General features: G+C 59.0%; 22 protein-coding genes. 6 read left to right on the forward strand and 16 right to left on the reverse strand.

All coding sequences use genetic code 11. From position 1 onward, the window contains the following. Window positions 1–37 precede the first annotated feature (37 nt). The 3 genes from rpoD to rpsU all read right to left on the reverse strand — a co-directional run bounded on the left by rpoD (window position 38) and on the right by rpsU (window position 4633). Window positions 38–1888, reverse strand: a complete 1851-nt coding sequence (rpoD, locus tag EAH78_RS29615) for an RNA polymerase sigma factor RpoD (protein WP_140671609.1) — start codon at window positions 1886–1888, stop codon at window positions 38–40. Window positions 1889–1955: 67 nt separating this feature from the next. Beyond that, the gene (dnaG, locus tag EAH78_RS29620) at window positions 1956–3935 is read right to left on the reverse strand and encodes a DNA primase (protein ID WP_140671611.1); all 1980 of its coding nucleotides are present in this window, start codon (window positions 3933–3935) and stop codon (window positions 1956–1958) included. Window positions 3936–4417: 482 nt separating this feature from the next. Then, window positions 4418–4633 carry a 30S ribosomal protein S21 gene (rpsU, locus tag EAH78_RS29625; RefSeq protein ID WP_002551877.1) on the reverse strand — a complete coding sequence of 72 codons (216 nt, stop codon included), beginning with the start codon at window positions 4631–4633 and terminating at the stop codon, window positions 4418–4420. Window positions 4634–4832: 199 nt separating this feature from the next. On the opposite strand from rpsU, the gene tsaD reads away from it, so the two are divergent. Continuing rightward, window positions 4833–5861 (forward strand): tRNA (adenosine(37)-N6)-threonylcarbamoyltransferase complex transferase subunit TsaD, encoded by a 1029-nt coding sequence (tsaD, locus tag EAH78_RS29630; RefSeq protein ID WP_140671613.1) that lies wholly within the window; start codon window positions 4833–4835, stop codon window positions 5859–5861. A 20-nt stretch (window positions 5862–5881) separates the two neighbouring features. Here the strand turns inward: tsaD and plsY are convergent, their stop codons facing one another. After that, window positions 5882–6451 (reverse strand): glycerol-3-phosphate 1-O-acyltransferase PlsY, encoded by a 570-nt coding sequence (plsY, locus tag EAH78_RS29635; protein WP_140671615.1) that lies wholly within the window; start codon window positions 6449–6451, stop codon window positions 5882–5884. A gap of 74 nt (window positions 6452–6525) precedes the next feature. Between plsY and folB the strand changes: the two genes are divergently transcribed. Both folB and folK read left to right on the forward strand, forming a co-directional pair. Next, complete coding sequence (gene folB, locus EAH78_RS29640; RefSeq protein ID WP_027926721.1) at window positions 6526–6882, forward strand: dihydroneopterin aldolase; 357 nt, start codon at window positions 6526–6528, stop codon at window positions 6880–6882. Then, a complete protein-coding gene (gene folK, locus EAH78_RS29645) occupies window positions 6873–7391 on the forward strand; it encodes a 2-amino-4-hydroxy-6-hydroxymethyldihydropteridine diphosphokinase (RefSeq protein WP_140671617.1) in 519 nt (172 codons plus the stop codon). Before folB ends, folK begins: the two co-directional genes overlap by 10 nt. Before the next feature lie 94 nt (window positions 7392–7485). Here the strand turns inward: folK and EAH78_RS29650 are convergent, their stop codons facing one another. The 11 genes from EAH78_RS29650 to EAH78_RS29700 all read right to left on the reverse strand — a co-directional run bounded on the left by EAH78_RS29650 (window position 7486) and on the right by EAH78_RS29700 (window position 21593). Beyond that, the gene (locus EAH78_RS29650; RefSeq protein ID WP_140671619.1) at window positions 7486–8715 is read right to left on the reverse strand and encodes a multifunctional CCA addition/repair protein; all 1230 of its coding nucleotides are present in this window, start codon (window positions 8713–8715) and stop codon (window positions 7486–7488) included. Window positions 8716–8778: 63 nt separating this feature from the next. Further along, window positions 8779–10341, reverse strand: a complete 1563-nt coding sequence (locus EAH78_RS29655; RefSeq protein ID WP_140671621.1) for a SpoVR family protein — start codon at window positions 10339–10341, stop codon at window positions 8779–8781. Next, a complete protein-coding gene (locus EAH78_RS29660; protein ID WP_007947798.1) occupies window positions 10338–11609 on the reverse strand; it encodes a YeaH/YhbH family protein in 1272 nt (423 codons plus the stop codon). Before EAH78_RS29660 ends, EAH78_RS29655 begins: the two co-directional genes overlap by 4 nt. Window positions 11610–11731: 122 nt before the next feature. Further along, window positions 11732–13654 carry a PrkA family serine protein kinase gene (locus EAH78_RS29665; RefSeq protein ID WP_140671623.1) on the reverse strand — a complete coding sequence of 641 codons (1923 nt, stop codon included), beginning with the start codon at window positions 13652–13654 and terminating at the stop codon, window positions 11732–11734. Window positions 13655–13951: 297 nt separating this feature from the next. Further along, window positions 13952–14281 (reverse strand): thiosulfate sulfurtransferase GlpE, encoded by a 330-nt coding sequence (gene glpE / locus EAH78_RS29670; RefSeq protein WP_140671625.1) that lies wholly within the window; start codon window positions 14279–14281, stop codon window positions 13952–13954. Window positions 14282–14314: 33 nt separating this feature from the next. Then, complete coding sequence (locus tag EAH78_RS29675) at window positions 14315–15196, reverse strand: symmetrical bis(5'-nucleosyl)-tetraphosphatase (RefSeq protein WP_140671627.1); 882 nt, start codon at window positions 15194–15196, stop codon at window positions 14315–14317. After that, a complete protein-coding gene (gene apaG, locus EAH78_RS29680; protein WP_140671629.1) occupies window positions 15196–15576 on the reverse strand; it encodes a Co2+/Mg2+ efflux protein ApaG in 381 nt (126 codons plus the stop codon). The genes EAH78_RS29675 and apaG overlap by 1 nt, the downstream gene beginning before the upstream one ends. Window positions 15577–15699: 123 nt before the next feature. Further along, window positions 15700–16518: a 16S rRNA (adenine(1518)-N(6)/adenine(1519)-N(6))-dimethyltransferase RsmA gene (rsmA, locus tag EAH78_RS29685; RefSeq protein WP_123433093.1), complete on the reverse strand. Its 819-nt coding sequence runs from the start codon at window positions 16516–16518 to the stop codon at window positions 15700–15702. Further along, complete coding sequence (pdxA, locus tag EAH78_RS29690) at window positions 16515–17504, reverse strand: 4-hydroxythreonine-4-phosphate dehydrogenase PdxA (protein ID WP_140671631.1); 990 nt, start codon at window positions 17502–17504, stop codon at window positions 16515–16517. The genes rsmA and pdxA overlap by 4 nt, the downstream gene beginning before the upstream one ends. After that, window positions 17501–18823, reverse strand: a complete 1323-nt coding sequence (gene surA, locus EAH78_RS29695; protein ID WP_193560109.1) for a peptidylprolyl isomerase SurA — start codon at window positions 18821–18823, stop codon at window positions 17501–17503. Before surA ends, pdxA begins: the two co-directional genes overlap by 4 nt. After that, entirely contained in the window at window positions 18798–21593 is a 2796-nt protein-coding gene (locus EAH78_RS29700) for an LPS-assembly protein LptD (protein WP_140671635.1), read from the reverse strand. Before EAH78_RS29700 ends, surA begins: the two co-directional genes overlap by 26 nt. Window positions 21594–21723: 130 nt before the next feature. On the opposite strand from EAH78_RS29700, the gene EAH78_RS29705 reads away from it, so the two are divergent. The 3 genes from EAH78_RS29705 to EAH78_RS29715 are packed head-to-tail and all read left to right on the forward strand — an operon-like array spanning window position 21724 to window position 24180. After that, complete coding sequence (locus tag EAH78_RS29705; protein WP_140671637.1) at window positions 21724–22743, forward strand: aminoglycoside phosphotransferase family protein; 1020 nt, start codon at window positions 21724–21726, stop codon at window positions 22741–22743. Continuing rightward, entirely contained in the window at window positions 22740–23411 is a 672-nt protein-coding gene (gene murU / locus EAH78_RS29710) for an N-acetylmuramate alpha-1-phosphate uridylyltransferase MurU (RefSeq protein ID WP_140671639.1), read from the forward strand. Before EAH78_RS29705 ends, murU begins: the two co-directional genes overlap by 4 nt. 1 nt (window position 23412) lies before the next feature. Continuing rightward, complete coding sequence (locus EAH78_RS29715) at window positions 23413–24180, forward strand: TerB family tellurite resistance protein (protein WP_140671641.1); 768 nt, start codon at window positions 23413–23415, stop codon at window positions 24178–24180. A gap of 157 nt (window positions 24181–24337) precedes the next feature. Here the strand turns inward: EAH78_RS29715 and EAH78_RS29720 are convergent, their stop codons facing one another. Continuing rightward, on the reverse strand, window positions 24338–25330 hold the full coding sequence (locus EAH78_RS29720) for an alpha/beta hydrolase family protein (RefSeq protein ID WP_140671644.1): 993 nt from the start codon (window positions 25328–25330) through the stop codon (window positions 24338–24340). Window positions 25331–25334: the final 4 nt, after the last annotated feature.

Below are 25334 nucleotides of genomic sequence, written 5' to 3' on the forward strand. Positions count from 1 at the left end.
AAAGCAAAACCCCCGGCCTGGGCCGGGGGTTCTGTTATTACTCGTCGAGGAAGGAGCGCAAATGCTCGCTTCTCGTCGGGTGGCGCAGCTTGCGCAGTGCCTTGGCTTCGATCTGACGAATCCGCTCACGGGTCACGTCGAACTGCTTACCAACCTCCTCAAGGGTGTGGTCGGTATTCATGTCGATACCGAAGCGCATGCGCAGAACCTTGGCTTCACGGGCAGTGAGGCCGGACAGAACTTCGCGAGTCGCTTCTTTAAGGCTCTCAACGGTGGCGACATCGATTGGCGACTGCATGGTCGAGTCTTCGATGAAGTCACCCAAGTGGGAGTCTTCGTCATCACCGATCGGGGTTTCCATGGAGATCGGCTCTTTAGCGATCTTCAATACCTTGCGGATCTTGTCCTCAGGCATTTCCATGCGTTCGCCCAGCTCTTCCGGGGTCGGTTCGCGACCCATTTCCTGCAACATCTGCCGGGAAATACGGTTGAGCTTGTTGATCGTCTCGATCATGTGCACCGGAATACGGATGGTGCGGGCCTGGTCGGCGATCGAGCGAGTGATCGCCTGACGGATCCACCAGGTGGCATAAGTCGAGAATTTGTAGCCGCGGCGGTATTCGAACTTGTCTACCGCTTTCATCAAACCGATGTTGCCTTCCTGGATCAGATCGAGGAATTGCAGGCCGCGGTTGGTGTACTTCTTGGCGATGGAGATCACCAGACGCAAGTTCGCTTCAACCATCTCTTTCTTCGCGCGGCGGGCCTTGGCCTCACCGATCGACATGCGACGGTTGATGTCCTTGATCTCGGCGATCGTCAAACCGGTTTCGGTTTGCAGCGCGGTCAGCTTCTGCTGGCAACGAACGATGTCCGGTTGCAGGCGACCAATGGCTTCAGCGTATTTGCTTTTGCCCTTGGCCAGTGCATCGGTCCAGCTTTCGTCAACTTCGTTGCCCGGGAACTGGCGCAGGAAGTCGGCACGCGGCATGCGCGCATCACGAACGCAGAGCTGCATGATCGCGCGCTCTTGCTGACGCAGGCGATCCAGGGCGCTGCGAACACGCTCGACCAGGCCTTCGAATTGCTTCGGAACCAGTTTGATCGGCATGAACAGCTCAGCCAGTATCAACAGCTCGGCGATTGCCAGCTTATTGCTACGACCGTGCTTTTTCAGCGCCTTGCGGGTGATTTCCATCTGATCGGAGACAGCGCCAAAACGCTGGGCTGCGATGACCGGATCCGGACCGCTTTCGGCTTCTTCTTCGTCGTCGGTGCTGGCTTCAGCTTCATCGTCGTCGGTGTCGTCATCCGCTTTCACGGCTTTCGGATCGATCGGCGGCGGCACTTCTGCAGCAGGCGGCGCAATGCCGTCGTCCGGGTCGATATAACCGCTCAGGACGTCGGACAGGCGGCCACCTTCGGTGGTGACGCGAGTGTACTCGGACAGAATATGATCAACCGTGCCAGGGAAGTGCGCAATTGCGCCCATCACTTCACGGATGCCCTCTTCAATACGTTTGGCGATTTCGATTTCGCCTTCACGTGTGAGGAGCTCTACCGTACCCATTTCGCGCATGTACATGCGCACTGGGTCGGTGGTGCGACCAATGTCGGTCTCGACCGCTGCCAACGCTGCTGCTGCCTCTTCGGCCGCGGCTTCGTCGGTATCGGCGTCGGCCAGCATAAGGGAATCCTTATCTGGCGCAACCTCGAATACGTTGATCCCCATGTCGTTGATCATGCGGATGATGTCTTCCACCTGTTCCGGATCTGAAATATCCTCCGGCAGGTGGTCGTTGACCTCCGCGTAAGTCAGGTAACCCTGCTCACGACCAAGTGTGATCAACTCTTTGATACGAGACTGCTGTTGCGCTTTTCCGGACATAACACCCTATCCACTGAAGGTCTTGGCGGGCAAAAAACAAGCCGAGGATTATACCTGAGCTATGACCTCACGCGCCAGTTGAGGTCGGGTTTGATACAGCCATATTGCGTTTTAATAGGTCGCGCATCTGATTTGCGATCTGATTTGCTTCCTCCGGGGTCAATCCCGGCTGTCTGGCTTTCCTGATAAGTACTTCCAGGCTATCCGTGTGTTGAGCGGCCGATAACCTAGTAATGGTGTCTAAAAACTGTTGTTCAAGGTTATCGCCTGCAATCAGCCATTCCTTTTCTGCCAATGCCTTGAGCAGTCGTCCCTGTTCGGTACCGTGCCAGCGTGCCATTAACTGAATTGAGTTTAGCTTAGGATTTTTTTGCACCGCCTCGATCAGAGCCACGAGCAGTTGTGCGTAGGTGTTGCTCTCATTGGCAAAATGGTTGGCGGTTTCTACCCGGCCAGCCAGATCCGGATGATGAATAAGGGTGCGCAGCGCGATCAGGGTGGGTGCCTCTACCGCAATCGGTGTGCGCGGGGCGCTCGGTTGATCGCGATCGCCGCCGCGCTTGCCGTTCTTGTCCCACGGTTTCTTGTCCCACTTCTTGCCGCCAGCGCCGGGTTTCTTCGGCGTCCACTCCTGCTGCGGCACATACATTTCTTGTGACTGCGGCTGATGGTAGTCGCTGTAGTCCGGCATGGCGTCGTAATCCATGCCTGGATCGTAAGCCGGTGGCGCGTTCTGAGGGGCGCTTTGCACCAGTTGGCTCACTGCTTCGCCGCTGAGGCCGGTGATTTCGGTCAGGCGCTGACGCATCAGGATGCGCAGGTTGGCACCTGGGACTTTGTCGATGAGCGGCGCGGCGAGGGTGGCCATGTGGGCCTTGCCCTCCAGCGAGCGCGGGTCCGACTCTTCGGTCAGTTGCTGGAAGAAATAATCCGCCAATGGCTGGGCGTGCTGGTTGATTCGGGCGCGGAAAGCATCCGTGCCTTCGGAGCGGACCAGCGTATCCGGGTCTTCACCTTCCGGGAGGAACAGAAAGCGTGCACGCCGTCCGTCTTGCAAGCAGGGCAGCGTCGCCTCCAGTGCTCGCCAGGCAGCATTGCGGCCCGCCTGGTCACCGTCAAAACAGAACAGCACGTTGGGCACGACGCGAAACAGTCGCTTCAAGTGCTCTTCGCTGGTGGCGGTGCCCAGGGTCGCCACGGCATTGCGCAGGCCTTGCTGGGCGAGGGCGATGACGTCCATATAGCCTTCGACGACGATGATTTCGTCGAGGTTGCGGTTGTTCTTGCGTGCTTCATAAAGGCCATAGAGTTCCTGGCCTTTATGGAATACCGGGGTTTCCGGTGAGTTCAAGTATTTCGGCTTGTCGTCGCCCAATACCCGGCCACCGAAAGCGATGATGCGCCCGCGGCTGTCGCGAATCGGGAACATCACGCGATCGCGGAAGCGGTCATAGCGTTTGCCGGTTTCGGCGTTCTCGATCAGCAGGCCGGCATCGACCATGGCTTTTTGTTGCAGTGTGTCGCTGCTCAGGTGTTTGAACAGGTTGTCCCAGCCCGGCGGAGCAAAGCCGAGGCCGAAGTCGCGAGCGATCTCGCCGGTCAGTCCGCGACCTTTCAAGTAATCCACAGCGGCTTTGCGCGATGGATGGCTTTTCAGTGCCTGACGGTAAAAGTCGGCGGCGGCGGTGAGCAGCGGATACAACGGCGAATCGGTCGGTTGCCGCGGTTTGTGCGGTCGGCCGCTTTCTTCGCGGGGGATTTCCATGCCCGCGGCTTTGGCCAGTTCCTCCACGGCCTGGACGAAATCCAGGTTGTCGTGGTCCATCATGAAGCCGAGGGCGTTACCGCCAGCACCGCAACCGAAGCAGTAATAGAACTGTTTGTCAGGGCTGACGCTGAAAGACGGGGTTTTCTCTTTGTGAAACGGGCAGCAAGCGGTGTAGTTCTTGCCGGCCTTTTTCATTTGCAGGCGCGAGCTGACCACATCGACGATGTCGGTGCGGTTCAGAAGGTCGTCAATGAAGCTCTGGGGAATTAGCCCGGCCATGGCGTTCTCGTCATCTGCGCTGAAAGGGACCTATAACGAAGTGCGGCCGAACGCGGGTCGTTGTTTGAGGCGCGCAAAAGATGCGGCTCGACCGGTGTCGTCTGCGTAATCGCTATCGGGGAGTGTATCTGCCGAAAATCCACTGACGTTAATACCAATCAGTAATCGACTGTTTGAAAGTGTTGCGCTGAATCCGCTACGGCCTGTCGATGGCCTCGGATAGCTCAATAAGCGGGCACGCAAGCAGGTGCCTTGGGCTGATCGTCGTGAGAGGAATCAGTGGGTGTGCTCGTCAGTAGCCTTGGAAGGCTCGTCAGAAAAGACGTGCACCGCTGGCAAAAGAGCCAGGTCTGACGCTGTGAAGCGGGTTTGTCTTGGTCGCGTCTGCGGCTTCGACGGTGAAGCATCAAGCGTTTTACGCAAATGCCATTAGCCCGGCTTGGAGCCGGGCTTGGCAGAAGCTTGCTACGATCGTCTGTGTATTAGTACAGACGAACGGCGCGGCGCTGTTCGCGCTGAACTTTCTTCGCGTGACGCTTAACAGCGGCTGCTGCTTTGCGCTTACGCTCAGAAGTTGGCTTCTCGTAAAATTCGCGGCTACGAACTTCAGCCAGTACACCGGCTTTTTCGCAGGAGCGCTTGAAACGACGCAGAGCTACGTCGAAGGGTTCGTTCTCTTTTACTTTGACGGCTGGCATCCAGAGCTACCTTCATTCATTACCGGGGTCAACATCCTCGCGGCAAAAGAGCACTTGAAGACGTCGGTTTTTAAGGGTTGCGGATGTTAACTCCTCATCGCTCGGAATGCAAAGCCTCTGATCGAAAACCGCTGGTCGGGGCATCACGTGGCGACTATTATGCGCGCCTTCGAATTCAGCCTAAACAAGGCGTAAACCCATGCTAGTACTGGGATTAGAAACCTCCTGCGACGAAACCGGTGTCGCATTATATGACAGTGAACGCGGGCTGTTGGCCGACGCACTGTTCAGCCAGATCGACCTGCACCGTGCCTATGGTGGCGTGGTGCCGGAGCTGGCCTCGCGCGACCACGTCAAACGCATGCTGCCCTTGATTCGTCAGGTGTTGGCCGAAGCTGGCTGCGTGCCGACCGAGATAGACGCCATCGCTTATACCGCGGGTCCTGGCCTGGTCGGGGCGTTGCTGGTGGGCGCTTCCTGCGCCCAGGCGCTGGCCTTCGCCTGGGGCATTCCGGCCTTGGGCGTGCACCACATGGAAGGCCACTTGCTGGCGCCGATGCTGGAGGCGCAACCGCCAGAATTCCCGTTCGTCGCTTTGTTGGTGTCCGGCGGCCATACGCAGCTGGTTCAGGTCGACGGAATCGGCCAATACACGCTGCTGGGCGAGACCCTGGACGATGCCGCCGGTGAGGCTTTCGACAAGACCGCGAAAATGATGGGGCTCAATTACCCGGGCGGCCCGGAAATCGCGCGCCTGGCCGAGCAAGGCGTATCGGGGCGTTTCACGTTTCCGCGTCCGATGTGCGATCGCCCGGGCCTGGCGTTCAGCTTCAGCGGCTTGAAAACCTTTGCGTTGAACACCTGGCAGCAAAGCGTCAGCGCCGGGGACGACAGCGAGCAAGCCCGTTGCGACATCTCTCTGGCGTTCCAGCAGGCCGTGGTGGAGACTTTGACCATCAAGTGCAAGCGAGCCCTCAAGCAGGCGGGCATGAAGCGCCTGGTCATCGCTGGGGGCGTCAGCGCCAACAAGGCCCTGCGCACCTCGCTGGAAAAAATGCTCGGTGACATGAAGGGCGATGTGTTTTACGCCCGTCCGGAGTTCTGCACCGACAATGGAGCGATGATCGCGTTTGCCGGATGCCAGCGCTTGCAGGCCGGTCAGCATGAAAGTCTGGCGATCAGCGTGCAGGCGCGTTGGCCGATGGAGCAATTGTCGGCGCTGCGATGAGCCGCGCTCACGTCCGGTATTTAGAAATGCCGTTCGCGCCCGGCAAACAGGTCGCGTAGATTGCCGCGATGACGCCAGACAATCAGCCCGGTGAGCACGCTCATGGGCAGCAAGGCCGCCGGTTCCTGCCAGGCAAGCAACGGTAGGGTCAGCGGTGTGGCGATCAGTGCAGCGAGTGAGCTGGTGCGGGTCAGGTAGAACGTCAGCAGCCAGGCGCAGATCGCTAGCAGTGCCGCCGGCGGGTAAAGCCCCAGCAGCATGCCGGCAGCGGTGGCGACACCTTTGCCGCCGCGAAAGCGGAAGTACACTGGAAACAGATGGCCGATGACGGCGCAGATGCCGATCCAGGCCTGTTCTTGCAGCGAAAGGCCCGCAAGGCCGGCGATCAGCACCGGCAGCAAGCCTTTGCAGAGGTCGCCGAGCAAGGTCAGGACGGCGAGTTTTTTGCCGGCCAGGCGCAACATGTTGGTGGCACCGGCATTGCCCGAGCCACTCATTCGCGGATCGGGGTTCCCGGTCAGGCGGCTGAGCAAAATGGCAAAGGACAGAGAGCCGAGCAGGTAGGCGAGGATCGCCAATAACCAAAACATGCTAACTATTCCGGGCGAGGACGCCCTGATTCTAACGGCGCATTGCGCCCTTGTCGTGCAGCGGAGAAAAGTGCTTGGACAGAGTGTTTATCGAGGGCCTGGAAGTCGACACCGTGATCGGTGCCTACGACTGGGAGCGAGGCATCCGACAGTGCCTGCGTCTTGATCTGAGCTTCGCCTGGGATAATCGCCCAGCCGCCGCCGGTGATGACCTGACCCTGGCGCTCGATTACGCGAGCGTTTCGTCGCGCATCCAGGCGTTTGCCGAGCAGGCGCAGTATCAGCTGGTCGAGACCTTTGCCGAGCGCCTGGTCGAAGTGCTGATGAGTGAGTTCAAGATCACCTGGGTGCGTCTCAAGCTGACCAAGCCTGGCGCTGTCCCGGCTGCCAAGGGCGGTGTGGGCGTGGAGATCGAGCGCGGATGTCGCTGACTCAGGTGTACCTCGGGCTCGGTAGCAATATCGAGCGTGAAACCCATTTGCAGGCGGGGCTTGAGGCCTTGGCGGCGTTTTTGGTGGATATCCGCTGCTCGGCTGTGTTCGAAAGCCAGCCAGTGGGCATCAAGAGCGGGCCATTCTTCAATTTTGTGGTGTCGGCATACACCGATCTGCCACTGATCGAGTTGGACCGTCGATTGAAATTCATCGAGGCGGACAATGGTCGTTATGCGCCGGACCGCAAGGGTTTGCCGCTGGACATCGACGTCCTGTTGTTTGGTGAACTGGTGGGCAATTTCGATGGTTTGATCCTGCCGCGGGCAGAGATTCTGAAGAATGCTTTTGTGTTGTGGCCTTTGTCGCTGATTGCGCCGGATCGTGTGCATCCGGGTGTAGGCAAAAGCTTTGCGACCTTGTGGAGTGAAGCGCAGATTGATCAGGTGTTGGCGCCGGTGGCGTTTGAGTGGCGCGGCGAGCAGTTGACCCCTTTAGAGTTGTTGTGATGCGGATGACGCCTTCGCGAGCAAGCCCGCTCCCACATTTGATGTGTGTACGACGCAGATGCAATGTGGGAGCGGGCTTGCTCGCGAAGCTTTTTCAGGCAGACGCCGCCTCTTTGTAAGCTTTCAGCGCTTTGAGTCGCTCACGTTTGATCGCCTCGCCCAGCTCCGGCCCCTTGAATCCTTTCTCCAGCAACGGCTGAACTGCGACGCTCCGTGCTGCCGTCGCCGCCCCGCGCAAATAATCCGCCTGTGGATAACTTCTCTGCTCCAGCCCTTTGCGCCCGCGAGCGTCCATCTCGCACGCGCTAATGAACTCTTCAAAGCGCTGAGGCCGACGGTAAACGTCAAAGCTTTGCAGCAACTCCAGCAAGGTCGAAGGTTTCAGCTCCAGGGCGCGATGGCCATGGGTGTGATATTGGCCGACCAGCAGCGCCAGTTCCTGACAGTCTTTCGGCGCCTTGAAGCGTTCGTTGACCGCTTTGATCAGCTTCAGGCCGGTGTGCTCGTGTGCAATATGGCGCGGCCATTCTTCCTCGGGCGTCAGTCCTTTGCCGAGGTCGTGCAGCAGGCAGGCCCAGCGCACGGTCAGCGGTTGTTTGTGCTGCGCCGATTGCTCAAGCACGCTCAATGTGTGCACGCCGGTGTCGATTTCCGGGTGGTGAGCTTCGGGCTGTGGAACGCCAAACAGCGCGTCGACTTCAGGCATCAGCACCTTCAATGCGCCGCACTCGCGCAGCACTTCAATGAACACCTGCGGCTGATCTTCCATCAATGCGCGAGAGATTTCTTTCCAGCTGCGTTCAGCGGTCAGGGCTTGCAGTTCGCCGGATTCGCTGAGTTCTCGCATCAATCCAAGCGTCTCGGGAGCGACCGTAAAACCCAGCGTCGCATAGCGCGCAGCAAAGCGGGCAACGCGCAGGACACGGAGAGGATCTTCGGCGAACGCGGGGGAAACGTGACGCAGCAAGCGCGCTTCAAGATCACGCTGACCATGGTAAGGGTCGGTCAGGTTTTGCTGATCGTCTTCGGCCATCGCATTGATCGTCAGGTCGCGGCGAATCAGGTCTTCTTCGAGGGTGACTTCGGGGCTGGCGTGAAAAGTAAAGCCGCCATAACCGCGCCCGCTTTTGCGTTCGGTGCGGGCGAGGGCGTATTCCTCGCCGCTTTTCGGATGTAGGAACACCGGAAAGTCTGCACCCACCGGGCGAAAACCCTTGGCGAGCATTTCTTCGGTCGTTGCACCCACCACCACCCAGTCGATATCGGTGACAGGTTTGCCGAGCAGGCGATCACGTACCGCACCGCCGACTTTATAAATCTGCATAAAAAACCTCCGTTAGCTCGACAGAATAACCGTTGCGTCGAACTTGCGGAGGTTCAAACAGGCTCAAAGATGAATGACGGCCAAGTCCAGCCGCCCGTAATCCCCTTCGCTGTGCTCGCTTCTGGGTGGAACATGATGGGTTTTCATCACCTGATCCCCTTGCAGGGTTTCCAGGTGAATATCGAAGCCCCACAACCGGTGCAGGTGTTTGAGCACCTCCTCGGTGGATTCGCCCAGCGGCTTGCGGTCGTGTTGCTGATGACGCAGGGTCAGGGAGCGGTCGCCACGCCGGTCGATGCTGTAAATCTGCACGTTAGGCTCGCGATTGCCCAGGTTGTACTGCGCCGCCAGGGTTTCACGGATGGTGCGGTAGCCTTCTTCATCGTGGATCGCGGGTACGAGCAGGTCGTCCTTTTGGTCGTCATCGAGAATGCTGAACAGCTTCAGGTCGCGGATCACTTTCGGTGACAGGTACTGCAGGATAAAACTCTCATCCTTGAAGCTGCTCATGGCGAACTTGATGGTCGACAGCCAGTCGGTGCCGGCAATTTCCGGGAACCAGTGGCGATCTTCATCGGTGGGTTCCTCGCACATGCGCCGGATGTCCCGGTACATGGCAAACCCGAGGGTGTAAGGGTTGATTCCGCTGTAGTAAGGGCTGTCAAAACCGGGTTGAAACACAACGCTGGTGTGGGATGTCAGGAACTCCATCATGAAGCCGTCGGTGACCAGGCCTTCGTCGTACAGGTCGTTCATCAGCGTGTAGTGCCAGAACGTGGCCCAGCCTTCGTTCATCACCTGGGTCTGACGCTGTGGATAAAAGTACTGGGCGATCTTGCGCACGATCCGCACGATTTCCCGCTGCCACGGCTCCAGTAGCGGCGCGTGTTTTTCGATGAAGTACAGGATGTTTTCCTGAGGTTCGGCGGGGAAGCGCGCATTGTCCTTGTCGCTGTACTTGTCTGCGCCTTTGGGAATGGTGCGCCACAGATCATTGATCTGTTTCTGCAGATGCTCTTCCCGATCCTTTTGCCGACGCCGTTCTTCTTCGGCGGAAATCGGGTAGGGGCGTTTGTAGCGGTCGACGCCGTAGTTCATAAGCGCATGGCAGGAGTCGAGCAAGTCCTCCACGGCGTCGATGCCGTGGCGTTCCTCGCACTGCATGATGTACTGCTTGGCGAACACCAGGTAATCGATGATCGAACTGGCGTCAGTCCAGGTTCGGAACAGGTAATTGCCTTTGAAAAAGCTGTTGTGCCCGTAGCATGCATGCGCCACGACCAGCGCTTGCATGCAGATGGTGTTTTCTTCCATCAGGTAAGCGATGCACGGGTCGGAGTTGATTACGATCTCGTAGGCCAGCCCCATCTGCCCACGGCTGTAGGATTTCTCGGTGCTGAGGAAGTGTTTGCCGTAAGACCAATGGTGATAGCCCAACGGCATGCCGACAGAGGCGTAGGCGTCCATCATCTGCTCGGCGGTGATCACTTCGATCTGGTTAGGGTAGGTATCGAGGGCGTAACGAGCCGCCAGGCGACTGATTTCTTTGTCGTAGGCCTGGATCAGCTCGAATGTCCATTCGGAGCCGGTGGAAATGGGTTGGCGCTTCTGCTCTTTGGCGGTCATGTCACTAACCTGCGCTGGAAGAGTTCACGGAAGACCGGGTAGATATCCCCGGCCGAGACCAGTTGCTGCTGGGCAAAAGTGTCAGAGAAGGCTTCGGCGATGCGTTCGTACTCGAACCACAGGGCCTGATGTTCGCGCGGGGTGATCTCAACGTAAGTGTAGTACTGCACGAACGGCATGATCTGGTTGATCAGAATGTCGCGGCAGATCGGTGAATCGTCGTTCCAGTTATCGCCGTCGGACGCCTGAGCCGCATAGATGTTCCACTCGTTGCTCGGATAGCGCTCGGCCATGATCTCCTGCATCAATTTCAAGGCACTGGAGACAATGGTGCCGCCGGTTTCGCGCGAGTAGAAGAACTCTTCTTCGTCCACTTCACGGGCGCTGGTGTGGTGGCGGATGAACACGACGTCAATCTTGTCGTAATTACGCTTGAGAAACAGGTACAGCAGGATGAAGAAGCGCTTGGCGATGTCCTTGGTCGCCTGCGTCATGGAGCCGGACACGTCCATCAGGCAGAACATCACTGCCTTGGAGCTGGGGTTGGGCTGCTTGATCAGCAGGTTGTACTTGAGGTCGAACGTATCAAGAAACGGCACGCGATGAATGCGTGCACTGAGTTTTTCGATTTCGGCTTCGATTTTCTGGATATCGCCGAAATTGTCTGGTTCTTCCTGCTTGAGTCGCAGCAGTTCCTCTTTGGCCTCACGTAACTTGGCGCGGCTGCTGCCGGACAGGGCGATGCGCCGCGCGTGGGCCGAGCGCAAGGTGCGGATGATGTTGATGCGCGACGGGTTGCCTTCGTTGCTGATCCCGGCACGTACGGTTTTGAAGGTGTCGGTGCCGGTCAGGTTGCGCTTGACCAGGTTTGGCAGCTCGAGGTCCTCGAACATGAATTCGAGGAATTCCTCCTGGGTGATCTGGAAGACGAATTCGTCCATCCCTTCGCCCGAGTTGCCTGCCTTGCCAGGGCCCCTGCCACCTCCACCACCGGGCGGACGGGCAATGTGCTCGCCGCTGGTGAATTCCTTGTTACCGGGGTGCACGACGGTTTGTTTGCCGCCACGGCCGTGATGAAGCACCGGCTCGTCGATGTCGCGGCCGGGAATGCTGATCTGTTCGCCGTGTTCCATATCGGTGATGGAGCGCCGGCTGACCGCCTCTTCGACAGCCTTTTTGATGTGATCACGGTAGCGTCGCAGAAACCGCTGGCGGTTCACCGTGCTCTTGTTCTTGCCATTGAGACGTCGGTCGATCACATAGCTCATAGGCCCCTCCGGGGAGCTTCAAGTCGTAAGCTTCAAGCTGCAAGCGAAAGCGCCGCCAGTTCCCGGAATCGGGAGTTACCCGCTTTTCTCTTGCAGCTTGTAGCTAGAAGCTTGCAGCTGCTTCACTGCGACTTCCGGACCCGTAGGTACCATTCGGAAAGAAGCCGTACCTGTTTGTCGGTGTAGCCGCGCTCGACCATCCGTGTGACGAAGTCGTTGTGCTTCTGCTGGTCCTCTTTGCTGGCCTTGGCATTGAAGCTGATGACCGGCAACAGGTCCTCGGTGTTGGAGAACATTTTCTTCTCGATGACCACCCGCAGTTTTTCGTAACTGAGCCAGGTCGGGTTTTTGCCGTTGTTGTTGGCCCGGGCGCGCAGTACGAAGTTGACGATTTCGTTGCGGAAATCCTTCGGATTGCTGATGCCGGCCGGTTTTTCGATTTTCTCCAGTTCTTCGTTCAGGGCCACGCGGTTGAGGATTTCGCCGGTTTCCGGGTCGCGGTATTCCTGGTCCTGGATCCAGAAGTCGGCGTACAGCACGTAGCGATCGAAGATGTTCTGGCCGTACTCGCTGTACGACTCGAGGTAGGCGGTCTGGATCTCTTTGCCGATGAACTCGATGTAGCGCGGTGCCAGGTATTCCTTGAGGAATCGCAGGTAGCGTTCGCGGGTTTCGGCCTGGAACTGTTCCTGTTCGATCTGTTGTTCCAGCACGTACAGCAAGTGCACCGGGTTGGCGGCGATTTCGTGCGGATCGAAGTTGAAGACCTTCGACAGAATCTTGAACGCGAAGCGGGTAGACAGGCCGTTCATGCCTTCGTCAACACCGGCGTTGTCGCGGTATTCCTGAATCGACTTGGCCTTCGGATCGGTGTCCTTGAGGTTTTCACCGTCGTACACGCGCATCTTGGAATAGATGTTCGAGTTTTCCGGCTCCTTGAGGCGTGAGAGCACGGTGAACTGGGCGAGCATCTTCAAGGTGTCGGGCGCGCAATGGGCCTTGGCCAGAGAACTGTTGAACAGCAGCTTGTCGTAGATCTTCACTTCGTCGCTGACCCGCAGGCAGTACGGCACTTTGACGATGTAGATCCGGTCGATGAACGCTTCGTTGTTCTTGTTGTTACGGAAGGTGTGCCATTCAGATTCGTTGGAGTGGGCCAGCAGGATCCCGGTAAACGGAATCGCGCCGAGGCCTTCGGTACTGTTGTAGTTGCCTTCCTGGGTGGCCGTCAGCAATGGGTGCAGCACCTTGATCGGCGCCTTGAACATTTCGACGAATTCCATCAGGCCCTGGTTGGCCCGGCACAGTGCGCCCGAGTAGCTATAAGCATCGGCGTCGTTCTGTGGGTACTCTTCCAGTTTGCGGATATCGACCTTGCCCACCAAGGCCGAAATGTCCTGGTTGTTCTCGTCACCCGGCTCGGTTTTGGCCACGGCGATCTGATTGAGGATCGACGGATAGAGTTTCACTACGCGGAACTGGCTGATGTCGCCGCCGAATTCGGCCAGGCGCTTGGTGGCCCATGGCGACATGATGGTGTTGAGGTAGCGCCGCGGGATGCCGAAGTCTTCTTCGAGGATCGCGCCATCTTCGGTGGCGTTGAACAGGCCCAGTGGCGACTCGAATACAGGCGAGCCCTTGATTGCGTAGAAGGGGACTTTCTCGATCAACTGTTTCAGCTTCTCGGCCAGGGACGATTTACCGCCGCCGACGGGGCCTAGCAGATAAAGGATTTGTTTCTTTTCTTCCAGGCCCTGAGCGGCATGGCGGAAATACGACACGATCTGGTCAATGCATTCTTCCATCCCGTGGAAGTCTTCAAAGGCCGGGTAGCGGCGGATCACCTTGTTGGAAAAGATTCGCGACAGTCTCGAGTTGGCCGAGGTGTCGAGCAGCTCCGGTTCTCCGATGGCCAGCAATAGACGCTCGGCGGCGGAGGCGTAGGCGCTGCGGTCCTGTTTGCACAGCTCAAGATACTCTTGCAGCGAGAGTTCTTCCTGGCGTGTGGACTCGAAGCGTTGTTGGAAGTGGCTAAAGATACTCATGACGTCACCTCGCTCGATACGTGGAGCCGACGCCGGATCACTCAGTCGATGCTGGCAGCAACCGAACAGGCGGTTGCTGTTTACCCCCCAGAACTCTAACGGAGCTGACTACTCCGAAAGCTACTCCCGATGACCCGCGCGCCGGTGTACCGGCTCTCCCCTGTTTTGGATGGCCTGCGCTTAAGGATAGTTGGGAATTCGGGAGGTAAAGGCGAGATACGTAATTAGTTGTGGCAGACCGTTCGTCTGCCACCGCGCGAGCCCGCGGGGGCCGGGGGCTCGCAGGTTACAAAAAAATTATTCGGAGGTGCCTTGCGCAGTTTCCGCAGGGTAAGTCGTGCGCCACAGCTCAAAACCGCCGTCCATGCTGTAGACGTCGGAGAAACCCTGGCTGATCAGGTACGCCGCAGCGCTTTGACTTGAATTGCCGTGATAGCAGACCACTACCGTCGGTGCATCAAGGTCGGCGGCGCGGATGAAGTCAGAGATGGAGACATTGTCCAGGTGCTTCGAGCCGCTGATGTGCAGCGCAGCGAAGGTGGCAGGATCGCGGACGTCGACGACCACAGCGCCTTTTTCGCGCAGGGCCTGTGCCTGTTCCGGGGGGATACGTTTGAATTCGCTCATGGCGGGCTCCTGTGGCTCGGCTGATAGCGCAGCCTAGCGCGGGGCGCTGGCTGGGGTTTGTTCGGTAATGGTTGGGGCGACGGCGGGTTCGCTGTGGCCCTGATCGTTGCATTGGCACTGCAGACGCTCGAAGGTATCGACGTTCATCAGGGTCATGGCCCCGCCCCAGACACAACCGGTGTCGAGCGCGAAGATTCCCGGTTCGTCACAGTGGCCTTCGAGGGCCGCCCAATGGCCGAAGATGATCTTGAGGCCCTTGGTCTTGCGTTCCTTGTACGTGAACCATGGCTTGTAGCCCGGTTGCGCTGTGCCGACGCCTTCCTTGCTCTTGAGGTCGAGTTTGCCCTCGCTGGTGCAGAACCGCATGCGGGTGAAATAATTGGTGATGACGCGCAGGCGGGTCACGCCCTTGAGGTCGCTATCCCATTTCACCGGTTCGTTGCCGTACATGCCGTCCAGGTACGGGGCGATGCGATTGTCGTCGCGCAGGGCTTCTTCAACTTCGGCGGCGCACTTCAAGGCTTTGCGCAGCGACCACTGCGGTGGAATGCCGGCGTGCACCAGTGCGATGTCGCGCTGTTCGTCGTAGTGCACGAGCTTTTGCTGGCGCAGCCACTCCAGCAGGTCCGCACAATCGGGCGCTTCGAGGATCTCGCGCAGGGTGTCGGCTTTCTTCAGGCGTTCGATGTTGCGTCCGGCGGCCAGCAGATGCAGGTCATGGTTGCCGAGTACGCACACCAGCGATTCACGAATGCCATAGAGAAAACGCAAGGTTGCCAGCGACTGCGGACCGCGGTTGACCAGGTCGCCGACCAGCCAGAGGCGATCTTTTGCCGGGTCGAAAGCGACCCGCTCAAGCAGGCATTGCAGGGGCTCGAGGCAGCCCTGCAAGTCTCCGACGGCGTACGTTGCCATCAGTGCAAGGCTCCGGGCACCGCCAGACGGAATGGAGCGATGATGGCGTCGAAATGCTTACCGTCGTCGGCAATCATCTGGTAAGTGCCCTGCATGGTGCCGACTTTGCTGGTCATGACCGTGCCGCTGCTATAGGTGTGACTCTCTCCCACCTCGATCAACGGCTGCTGGCCAACCACACCGGCTCCGCGAACCTCCTCGACATGCCCGTCACCGTCGGTGATCACCCAGTGCCGCGACAACAGTTTGGCCGGTAGCCTGCCTTTGTTGTGCACGGTGATGGTGTACGCGAAGGCAAAGCGGCTTTGCTCGGGTTGCGATTGTTCTGCCAGATAGCGGGTGACGACGCTGACGTCGACCTGATAACGAGGATCGGACATGCAAGAGGCCTTAAAAACGAAGCGGGACGCGGGGCGTAGCTGATGGAGTTCAGTCTAGGCCAAGTACCGGGTAGTAAACCAGACATCGCGTCTGGCGTCCTACCCGATAACGCTCGTCACCTGTCAGTCGGCGGCGGGCGGGTTCAGGACTTGCTCGCTGAGCTTGTCGGCCAGGCGCACGAAGGCGGCCAGGTCGAGCTGCTCGGGACGCAAGCTGCCATCGACGCCAGCGGCTTCGATTTCGGCATTGCTCAGCAGCAACTTGAGGGTGTTGCGCAGGGTCTTGCGGCGCTGGTTAAAGGCTTCGCGAACCACGCGCTCCAGCAATTTATGGTCTTTGGCCGGGTGTGGCAGAACCGCGTGAGGCACCAGGCGCACGATGGCCGAATCAACTTTTGGCGGCGGATTGAACGCGCCCGGGCCGACATTGAACAGATGTTCGACGCGGCAGTGGTACTGGACCATGATCGACAGGCGACCCCAGTCACCACCGCCAGGACCCGCCGCCATGCGCTCTACCACTTCTTTTTGCAGCATGAAGTGCATGTCGCGGATCAGGCTGGCGTTATGCAGCAGGTGAAAAATCAGCGGTGTAGAGATGTTGTACGGCAGGTTGCCGACCACGCGCAGGCTGCCCGGCGCAGCATTCAGGCTGGTGAAGTCGAACTTCAGCGCATCGCCCTGATGCAGGCTGAAGTTGCTCCGTCCGGCGAACTGCTGATTGAGGATCGGGACCAGGTCCTTGTCCAGCTCCACCACGTCCAGCTGCGCGCCGCTATTGAGCAGGCCTTGAGTAAGGGCACCCTGGCCCGGGCCGATTTCCAGCACGCGGTCTTCGGCCTTGGCATGGATGGAGCGCAGGATTTTGTCGATAACCCCTGCATCGTGCAGGAAGTTCTGGCCAAAGCGTTTGCGCGCCTTGTGTTGGTAATGCTCGGTCATAAACGGGTCTCGGCCATCTGGTAGGCGGTTTCCAGGGCGACTTGCAGGCTGCCGGTGTCGATTTTTCCGCTGCCGGCCAGATCCAGGGCGGTGCCGTGGTCGACCGAGGTGCGGATGATCGGCAAGCCGAGAGTCACGTTGACTGCCGCGCCGAAGCCTTTGTATTTCAGCACGGGCAGGCCCTGGTCGTGATACATCGCCAGCACTGCGTCGCAGTGCTCCAGATATTTGGGGGTAAACAGAGTGTCGGCGGGCAGGGGGCCACGAAGGTCCATGCCTTCACCGCGCAGGCGCTCTAATGTAGGTTCGATGATGTCGATTTCTTCATGGCCCAGGTGTCCGCCTTCGCCGGCATGGGGGTTGAGCCCACACACGAGGATGCGTGGCTGGGCGATGCCGAATTTTTCTTGCAGGTCGGCGTACAGAATTCGTGTGACCCGCTCCAGGCGCTCCGGTGTGATTGCATCGGCAATCTCGCGAAGAGGCAGGTGAGTGGTGACCAGCGCTACGCGCAATCCACGCGTGGCCAACATCATCACCACTTGGGCGGTATGGGTCAGGTCAGCCAGAAATTCCGTATGGCCGGAGAAGGCGATCCCGGATTCGTTGATCACACCCTTGTGCACAGGCGCGGTGATCATCCCGGCAAAGTACCCGTCCAGGCAGCCCTGGCCCGCACGGGTCAGGGTTTCCAGGACAAAAGCGGCATTGGCCTTGTTCAGATGGCCGGCGGTGACTGGCGCATTGAGCGGAGTATCCCAGACATACAGACTGTTTGCAGGCGCAGGAACATCCGGCCAACTGTCCGGCGTTACCGGCAGCAGATCGACAACCACACCCAGCTGCGCGGCCCGCTCAAGGAGCAGGTCGCAGCTGGTAATGGCAATCAGGGGGTGTGGCTGGGCGTGCGAGGCGAGCAGCAGGCACAGGTCAGGACCTATGCCGGCCGGTTCGCCGGGTGTCAGCGCGAAACGCTTGGGTTTCACTGCGCTGCCTGGCTTGCACCAGGGAGTTTGATTTCTACGTACGCTTCGTCACGGATTTGACGCAGCCAGGTTTGCAGCTCTTCGTCGTATTTGCGGTTACGCAATACGGTCATCGCCTGTTGCTCGCGTGCCTGGGCGGTGCTGTCGGTGGCGCGACGGCCCAACACTTCCAGGACGTGCCAGCCGTACTGGGTCTTGAATGGCTTGGACAACTGACCTTGCGGGGTCTTGGCCATTACTTCGCGGAACTCAGGCACCAGTGCGTTCGGGTCGATCCAGTTCAAGTCGCCGCCGTTGAGGGCAGAACCCGGGTCTTCCGAATAGCTTTTGGCCAGTTCGCTGAAGTCTTCACCAGCTTCGATACGCGTGTAGAGCGACTGGGCCAGGGCCTTGGTTTTCTCTTCGTCACGGATCGGGCTTGGTTTGACCAGGATGTGGCGCACGTGCACCTCATCTCGCGTCTGGGTTGCACCGCCACGCTTGTCCAGGATCTTCAGGATGATGAAGCCACCCGGTGTGCGCATTGGTTGGGTAACTTCGCCAACGGTCATGGTGCTCAACATGCGATCGAACGGAGGTGGCAGTTGAGCGGCTTTACGCCAGCCCATATCGCCGCCTTCCAGTGCCGTTTCGCTGGCAGACTTGGCGATGGCCAACTGACCGAAGTCAGCGCCTTGCTTGAGCTGCTGGTAAACCGCGTCGGCCTGTTTGGCAGCATTCTGAATCGCGTCGGAGTTGGCGCTTTCCGGCGTAGGAATCAGGATGTTGGCCAGGCGGAACTCTTCGGACAATTGCATCTTGCCAAGGTCGGAGGCGAGGAAGTTCTTCACTTCCTGCTCAGACACCTGGATGCGCTCGGCCACGCGGCGTTGACGCACTCGGCTGATGACCATTTCACGGCGAATCTGTTCACGGGCGTCGTCGTAAGACAGACCGTCGTGAGCCAGCGCGGCGCGGAATTGATCTACCGACATGTTGTTACGCTGGGCAATGGTGCCCACCGCCTGGTTCAGTTCTTCATCGGTAATGCGGATGCCCGAACGCTCGCCGATCTGCAATTGCAGGTTTTCGACGATCAGGCGCTCAAGCACCTGCTGCTCCAGCACGCTGGCTGGCGGCACGGCGGAGCCACGCTTGGCAATGGTTGCCTGAACTTCATGAACGCGTTGGTCCAGTTGGCTCTGCATGACCACGTCGTTGTCGACGATGGCCACCACTTTGTCGATGGACTGTACGGCGGCGTTAGCCGCGGTACCCAGGAACAGCGCGCCCAGCAGCAGCGGGCGCAGACAATCAGAAAGCTTGGTCTTCACGTTCACGATAACCTTGGATGCCTTTGTCGAGGAAGCTCTCTACTTTGGCGCCGGTGAGGCCGCCGAGACCTTTCAGAACGATTTGTAGGAAGACGCCGTGGTCGCCTTTTTCGTTTTGTGGCGCTTGTTGACTGAACTCGTCGAAATTAATGAAGTAACGGTTGATCACGCGCAGCTTCCAGCAGCAGTTGTCGTATTCGAAACCACCGAAGGCTTCAAGGGTCCGGTTTTGGTTGTAGTCATATTGCCAGCGGCTAATGAGATTCCATTGCGGTACGATCGGCCAGATCACCGAGAAGTCATGCTGTTCGATCTTGTAGTAGTCCTTCACGAAATCAGGCGTGCCAGGGGTGCCGTAGTCACCGCCGAATTGCCATTGACCGGTGTTCTGGTTGTAGATCACCTGGTCGTTACGATAGCGATAGCCGGCGTTGATGACCTTGTTCGGATTGTCTTCAGGCTGGTAGTGGAACATCGTGCTGCCCGAGCGAGTGCTGCGGCTGTTCGGATCCCAGTTGAAGTCGGTGGTGTTATACCAGTCGCGGTTCCAGTGATATTCGTATTCCAGTGCATAGGGCGAATTGCTGGTTTGCGCATCGGCACGGGTTTTTGGATTGACACCGGGCAACTGGACTTCGCGGTCCTTGAAGAACAAGGCCTGACCTACGCTGAAGCGTTGGCGTTCAAAGCCATCTTCTTCGATCCAGCGGTTGGTGATGCCCAGCGACAGTTTGTTCTCGTCGCCGACACGGTCGGAGCCAGAGAAGCGGTTGTCCCGGAACAGCGATGCATAGTTGAAGGTGTATTCACTGGTGTCGAACACAGGAATGTCTGTCTGGTCTTCCTCTGGTACATAGAGGTAGTACAGGCGCGGCTCCAGTGTCTGGCGGTAGTTCTTGCCAAACCATTGGGTGTCGCGATCGAAGTACAGACCACTGTCAATGCTGGCAATCGGCACGCCACGGTTCTGGTTGCTGCCGAAATTGCCGTTGAAGTTTTTAGTCCCGGCGGCAGCGGCGGCTTGATCCTGAGACACGATCTGGTTCTTGCCGATGCTGTCCAGGTCCAGTTGGTACTGGGTGTATTGGTACTTGAGCTTCGGCTTCACGAAGCCATAAGTCCAGTCCAGCGGCAGGCTGACGGCTGGCGCCAGGTTGAGGCGATCGCCGTTGGCACGGGCCAGGCCTTGAACGTTGGTGTCCAGACGTGGGGACACGTTGCCGTCTTCGTCCGTGTACGTACCGTTAAGCAGGTCTCGTTCGAACCGCACGATTTCAGTGCTGTAACTGAAATCCAGACCACCTGGATGATCCGGCAGCTCACCGTTGAAGGTGATCTGCGGCAAGCGATCATACGGCGTGATGGAGGCAACAGTCGCCAGCTGAAACGCCTGGGCGTTGACAGTGGCGGCATAGTCGTCACCACGGTAGGTGACGGAACCCTGCTGGTTCACGAAGTCAGCGCTTTTCACGCCAATCTGGTCAGTCTGCAGATCCTGGAAGTAATAAGGATCGCTGAGCTTGGTGTAGTCGACTTGCGTGAGGACACGCTCATCGAGACCACCCTTGTGCTGCCAGTTATACATGTAGCGTTCTTTCTGGAAGTCGGTCTGCTTGTCGCGTTGGGTGTCCTCGTCATTGAGGTACGCCGCACCGAACTGACCTTCGCTGGACTTGGTCAGGTAGCGGAATTCGCCTTCCATCAACAAGCCATGCTTTTCCATGTAACGTGGGTACAACGTGGCATCGTAGTTCGGTGCCAGGTTGAAGTAATACGGGGTGACCAGCATGAAGCCGGTATCGCTGCCGGTGCCGATAGTCGGCGGCAGGAAGCCCGACTGGCGACGGTCGTCGATCGGGAAGTAGATGTACGGCGTGTACAGGACAGGAATGTCCTTGACCCGCAGTGTCACGTTGGTCGCGGTGCCGAAGCCGGTCGCCGGGTTCAGGGTGATGTTGTTACCCTTGAGCTGCCAGGCGTTGCTGTTCGGTTCGCACGTGGTGTACGTACCATCCTTGAGGCGGATGATCGCGTTTTCGGCACGCTTGGCGTACAGCGCGTTACCACGGATGCGCGATTTGTGCATCACGTATTCGGCGTTGTCGACCTTGGCTTCACCGGTGTCGAGCTGCACGTCGGCATGGTCGCCGACGATCAGTGCGCCGTTGTCGCGGATGCGCACGTCGCCATTGAGTTCGGCGCGGCTTTCGGCCTGATACAGGCTGGCTTCGTCGGACTCGACCTGCATGCTGCCTTGACGCAATACAACGTCACCTGCCAGCGTGCCGACTTGATCTTCGGTGTTGTAACGAGAGGCCTTGGCGCCGATAAAGGTCGGTGCGTCACTTTTATTCGTCTTGTCATTCATGCCAGGACGAATCGGTTCGATATAGGAACCAGAGCAGTAAGGACCGGTTTCGGCCAATTGCGCGGCAGTGAGGCTCTCGCGTGGAACCCAGTCGAGGTGACTGTAGTCTGCACTACGCGACTTCATGCCACGGCCCTTGGACTCGGTAACGAGTGCAGGCTTGGCGGCGGAACCGCTCTCGGCTTCTGCGTCGTCAACGGCAGTGACCGCACCGTCATGGGCGGGGCGCGGTGGCAATGCCGCCGCTGGCGATTTTGGCGCACAGTCCCAGGCACCCGAAGCAGAGACTGAGCAGTCATACTGTTCCGCGGCGACCACGAATGAAGTGGCTAGGGGTTGCAGGGCCAGCAGACTGCCGGTAACCAACAACGGAAATTTTTTACGAAACGCGGGGGATTTCAATGCCATCTTATTAGTCCGGGCTTCCTGCGTGCCATCTGCCCGCGGTGTGGGCCGCACGCCTCTCGATGGTCTGAAAAAGATGCTGGATAATAAAGCATGACCCGCTTGACGGCTAGCGCCGTCGGAGACCCTTGCAATGCCTGACCAAGATGTACGTTTGCAACACCTGAAAGTTTGGCTCGATGAGCAGTTGGCAATTCTCTTTGCAGAACAGGGCTGGGGCGCCGTACCCCCGGCCACGTTGACTGCGGCGAGTAGTGACGCGAGTTTTCGGCGCTATTTTCGCTGGGAAGGCGAGGGCAAAAGCTTCATCGTAATGGACGCTCCGCCGCCCCAGGAAAACTGCAAACCCTTCGTGGATATCGCTTTTTTGCTGGCGAAATCCGGAATAAATGTGCCGAAAATTTATGCCGAAGACCTCGAACGCGGTTTTCTCTTGCTCAATGACCTGGGCAACAAGACTTACCTTGACGTGATCGACAGCGAAAATGCCGATGATTTGTTCAACGATGCCCTGCAGGCACTGTTGGCTTTTCAGCAGTTGCCGATGGTTGCGCCATTGCCGAGTTATGACGTCGCACTGTTGCGTCGCGAACTGGAACTGTTCCCCGACTGGTATGTGAAACACGAGTTGGGCATCGAGTTCGACGCGGCGCAGAAAATGCTCTGGCAGAACGTCACCGATCTGTTGATCGATAGCGCTCTGGCCCAGCCCAAAATCCTGGTGCACCGCGACTACATGCCACGCAACCTGATGCTCAGCGAACCGAATCCGGGCGTGCTGGATTTTCAGGACGCGGTGTACGGTCCCGTGACCTACGACGTGACCTGCCTGTTCAAGGACGCCTTCCTCAGCTGGCCCGAAGAGCGTGTGCGCGGCTGGCTCGAACTGTACTGGCAGCGAGCCGGCGAGCTCGACATTCCGGTTCAACCGGACTTCGAAGAGTTCTTGCGTGCCAGCGACTTGATGGGCGTGCAGCGTCATCTGAAAGTCATCGGCATCTTCGCCCGCATCTGCCATCGCGACGGCAAACCGCGCTACCTCGCTGACGTGCCGCGCTTCTTCGCCTATATAGAAGCTGTGATTGCCCGCCGCCCTGAACTGGCCGAGCTGGATGTGTTGCTGCTGAGCCTGCGTGCCGGAGCGAATGCATGAAGGCAATGATTCTGGCTGCCGGTAAGGGCGAGCGCATGCGCCCGTTGACCCTGACCACCCCCAAACCGCTGGTTCGCGCCGGCGGCGTGCCATTGATCGAGTACCACCTGCGCGCCCTCGCGGCGGCCGGGTTCAACGAGATCGTGATCAACCACGCCTGGCTCGGTCAGCAGATCGAAGACTATCTGGGCGACGGTTCGCGCTATGGCCTCAGCATTCAGTACTCGCCGGAAGGCGAGCCGCTGGAAACCGGTGGTGGGATTTTTCGCGCATTGCCGTTGCTGGGGGATGAGGCGTTTGTGGTGGTCAATGGCGACATCTGGACCGACTACGACTTCAGCGTGTTGCATCAACCCATCAACGGGCTGGCTCACCTGGTGCTGGCGGATAACCCGGCCCATCACCCGACGGGCGATTTCACCTTGCTCGACGGGCACGTGCGCGACGGTCGGCCGGAGACAGCGACCCTGACGTATAGCGGCATCGCGGTGCTGCATCCGCAACTGTTCGACGGCTGTTCGGACGGGGCCTTCAAGCTTGCGCCGCTGTTGCGCAAAGCCATGGCCGACGGGCAAGTGACGGGGGAGCGCCTGAAAGGCCATTGGGTGGATGTCGGTACGCACGAACGCCTGGCCGACGTTGAAACCCTGATAGAAGCGAGCCGCTGAGGTGCTGTGGCCAGGGACTCTGATCGGAGCCGGAGCAGGCTTTGCCATAGCCAGCATTCCGGGGGCCATGCTCGGCGCCTTGTTGGGGCAGGCGCTGGATCGGCGCTTGCACCTGCAAAGCTTCGGGCACTTGCTTGAAAAGCTCGGCGGTCGTCCGATGCTGCGCAATGATGAGCTGCTGTTCGTGTTGTTGGGGCGCTTGGCCAAGAGTGACGGGCGAGTGGTGGATGGCCATATCCAGCAAGCCCGCCAGGAAATGCGTGCGCTGGAAATGACGGACTCGGCGCAGCGTCGTGCCATTGCGGCGTTCAATCGCGGCAAGTCCGGCAATGACCGGCTACGCGGCTATCTGCGGCGCTTGAGCGCTCAACCGCACGCGGCGGAAGGTGTGTTGCGTGCCTGCTGGCGGATGGTTTGGGCCGATGGTCGTGCCGGCAGTCATGAACGCGAGTTGATTGCCCAATGGGGTAAGTGGCTGGGCTGGACGCCGCGTCAGGTTCAGGCGCTGGCCGCCGATTACGAGCAACACAAGCGTCCGCAGGTGAGCAGCGCGATCACCTATCAGGATGCGTTGCGGCTTTTGGGGGTGTCGGCAACCAGCGAGCCGGCGCAGATCAAGCGCGCTTATAGGCGCCTGCTGAGTCGTCATCATCCGGACAAGATCGCCGGCAGCGGGGCGACGGCGTTGCAGGTGCGGGAGGCAACGGACAAGACGCGTGAATTGCACGCGGCTTATACGTTGATTCGTGAGCGGCGGGATTTTCGCTAGCTGGTAAGAGTTGTATCGCCCGGGATGCCGCCTTCGCGAGCAAGTCGAATCGTCGCACCGCCGCTCCCACATTTGATCTTCGTCGCACGCAGATTCTGTGCCGACTGAAGATTAAATGTGGGAGCGGGCTTGCTCGCGAACGGGGCGACTCGGTCTATCAGTCCGCAGCGTTCTGCGGGTTCAACCAGCCGCGCACCCGGCGCACCAATTGCTCCTGCTCAGCCTTGGCATCACCCGGCAGTGCCTTGAGCGCCACCTGACTAAACGCCGAGGCCTTCAACCGTTTGCTGGCCTGCATGCGCTCCAGCGCCGCTTTGCGATCCAGCGGCTTATCCACATAGAAAAGGTCGGCAGTCGGCAGCTTCAATGTCGGCGTCAGTTCGGCCAGTTCAGGCTTTGCCGTCACCGGTGTCTGAGCGGCGACCATCACAAACTTTTCCACCTGCGAGGGTTGTCTCTCGCTCAGATAACGCGCCGCCCAGTAAGCGCCAGTACCATGGCCCAGCACGACAATGCTGCGAGCACTTTGCTGTTCGGCATAAGTGATGGCGGCGTCGATTCGCGCGAAGATGCGCTCGGCGTCGACCTTGGCGTGTTCTTCGGTTGTTTCGGCGATGGCCTTGTCAGCCACTTCCGCTTCGCCGCCGGCGGCCTGCTCGATGGGCGCCGCGGTGGTGGAATCCTTGCTGCCGGTCTCCGGCGCTTTAGGCGCCGGCGCGACTTCGACGATGCGTGGTGCAATGGCGTCGCTTTGCAGGTCCGGCAAGGTGATACTCAGGCTGCTCCATTTGGCGTCCGGCAATTGACGGCGCAAAGGACCGATTGCTTGCGGCCAGTCAACAGTTTCACCAGCGCCCGGGATGATAATCACCGCGCCCTTGGGCTCGGCGGTGTTGGCCGGCTTCCACAAAGCGAGAAAAGTGTCGGTGCCGGCTTGCAGTTGTTGCTGCTCCTGAACAGGGACTTTTCGCTCAAGTGCGGTCGCTTCTTCCTGACTACGCTCAGGCAATGGCTGGCGTTCGACCGGTTTTTCTTCGGCGGGTTTTTCTGCCGCGGCAGGGGCCGGGTCGGCGGCCTCGACAGAAAAGGCACAAGGCAGGATCAGCGACAGGCACAATGCTGGCAGTGCCAGGCGGTAGACAGGGGGCATCGGA

It is taken from the genome of Pseudomonas arsenicoxydans, from assembly GCF_006438915.1.
GTDB lineage: Bacteria > Pseudomonadota > Gammaproteobacteria > Pseudomonadales > Pseudomonadaceae > Aquipseudomonas > Aquipseudomonas arsenicoxydans_A.

What these genes read in the sequence shown, in the direction of transcription:
- rpoD (WP_140671609.1), bottom strand. Translation starts at nt 1,888, where the DNA reads ATGTCCGGAAAAGCGCAACAGCAGTCTCGTATCAAAGAGTTGATCACA.
- dnaG (WP_140671611.1), bottom strand. Translation starts at nt 3,935, where the DNA reads ATGGCCGGGCTAATTCCCCAGAGCTTCATTGACGACCTTCTGAACCGC.
- rpsU (WP_002551877.1), bottom strand. Translation starts at nt 4,633, where the DNA reads ATGCCAGCCGTCAAAGTAAAAGAGAACGAACCCTTCGACGTAGCTCTG.
- tsaD (WP_140671613.1), top strand. Translation starts at nt 4,833, where the DNA reads ATGCTAGTACTGGGATTAGAAACCTCCTGCGACGAAACCGGTGTCGCA.
- plsY (WP_140671615.1), bottom strand. Translation starts at nt 6,451, where the DNA reads ATGTTTTGGTTATTGGCGATCCTCGCCTACCTGCTCGGCTCTCTGTCC.
- folK (WP_140671617.1), top strand. Translation starts at nt 6,873, where the DNA reads ATGTCGCTGACTCAGGTGTACCTCGGGCTCGGTAGCAATATCGAGCGT.
- EAH78_RS29650 (WP_140671619.1), bottom strand. Translation starts at nt 8,715, where the DNA reads ATGCAGATTTATAAAGTCGGCGGTGCGGTACGTGATCGCCTGCTCGGC.
- EAH78_RS29655 (WP_140671621.1), bottom strand. Translation starts at nt 10,341, where the DNA reads ATGACCGCCAAAGAGCAGAAGCGCCAACCCATTTCCACCGGCTCCGAA.
- EAH78_RS29660 (WP_007947798.1), bottom strand. Translation starts at nt 11,609, where the DNA reads ATGAGCTATGTGATCGACCGACGTCTCAATGGCAAGAACAAGAGCACG.
- EAH78_RS29665 (WP_140671623.1), bottom strand. Translation starts at nt 13,654, where the DNA reads ATGAGTATCTTTAGCCACTTCCAACAACGCTTCGAGTCCACACGCCAG.
- glpE (WP_140671625.1), bottom strand. Translation starts at nt 14,281, where the DNA reads ATGAGCGAATTCAAACGTATCCCCCCGGAACAGGCACAGGCCCTGCGC.
- EAH78_RS29675 (WP_140671627.1), bottom strand. Translation starts at nt 15,196, where the DNA reads ATGGCAACGTACGCCGTCGGAGACTTGCAGGGCTGCCTCGAGCCCCTG.
- apaG (WP_140671629.1), bottom strand. Translation starts at nt 15,576, where the DNA reads ATGTCCGATCCTCGTTATCAGGTCGACGTCAGCGTCGTCACCCGCTAT.
- rsmA (WP_123433093.1), bottom strand. Translation starts at nt 16,518, where the DNA reads ATGACCGAGCATTACCAACACAAGGCGCGCAAACGCTTTGGCCAGAAC.
- EAH78_RS29700 (WP_140671635.1), bottom strand. Translation starts at nt 21,593, where the DNA reads ATGGCATTGAAATCCCCCGCGTTTCGTAAAAAATTTCCGTTGTTGGTT.
- EAH78_RS29705 (WP_140671637.1), top strand. Translation starts at nt 21,724, where the DNA reads ATGCCTGACCAAGATGTACGTTTGCAACACCTGAAAGTTTGGCTCGAT.
- murU (WP_140671639.1), top strand. Translation starts at nt 22,740, where the DNA reads ATGAAGGCAATGATTCTGGCTGCCGGTAAGGGCGAGCGCATGCGCCCG.
- EAH78_RS29720 (WP_140671644.1), bottom strand. Translation starts at nt 25,330, where the DNA reads ATGCCCCCTGTCTACCGCCTGGCACTGCCAGCATTGTGCCTGTCGCTG.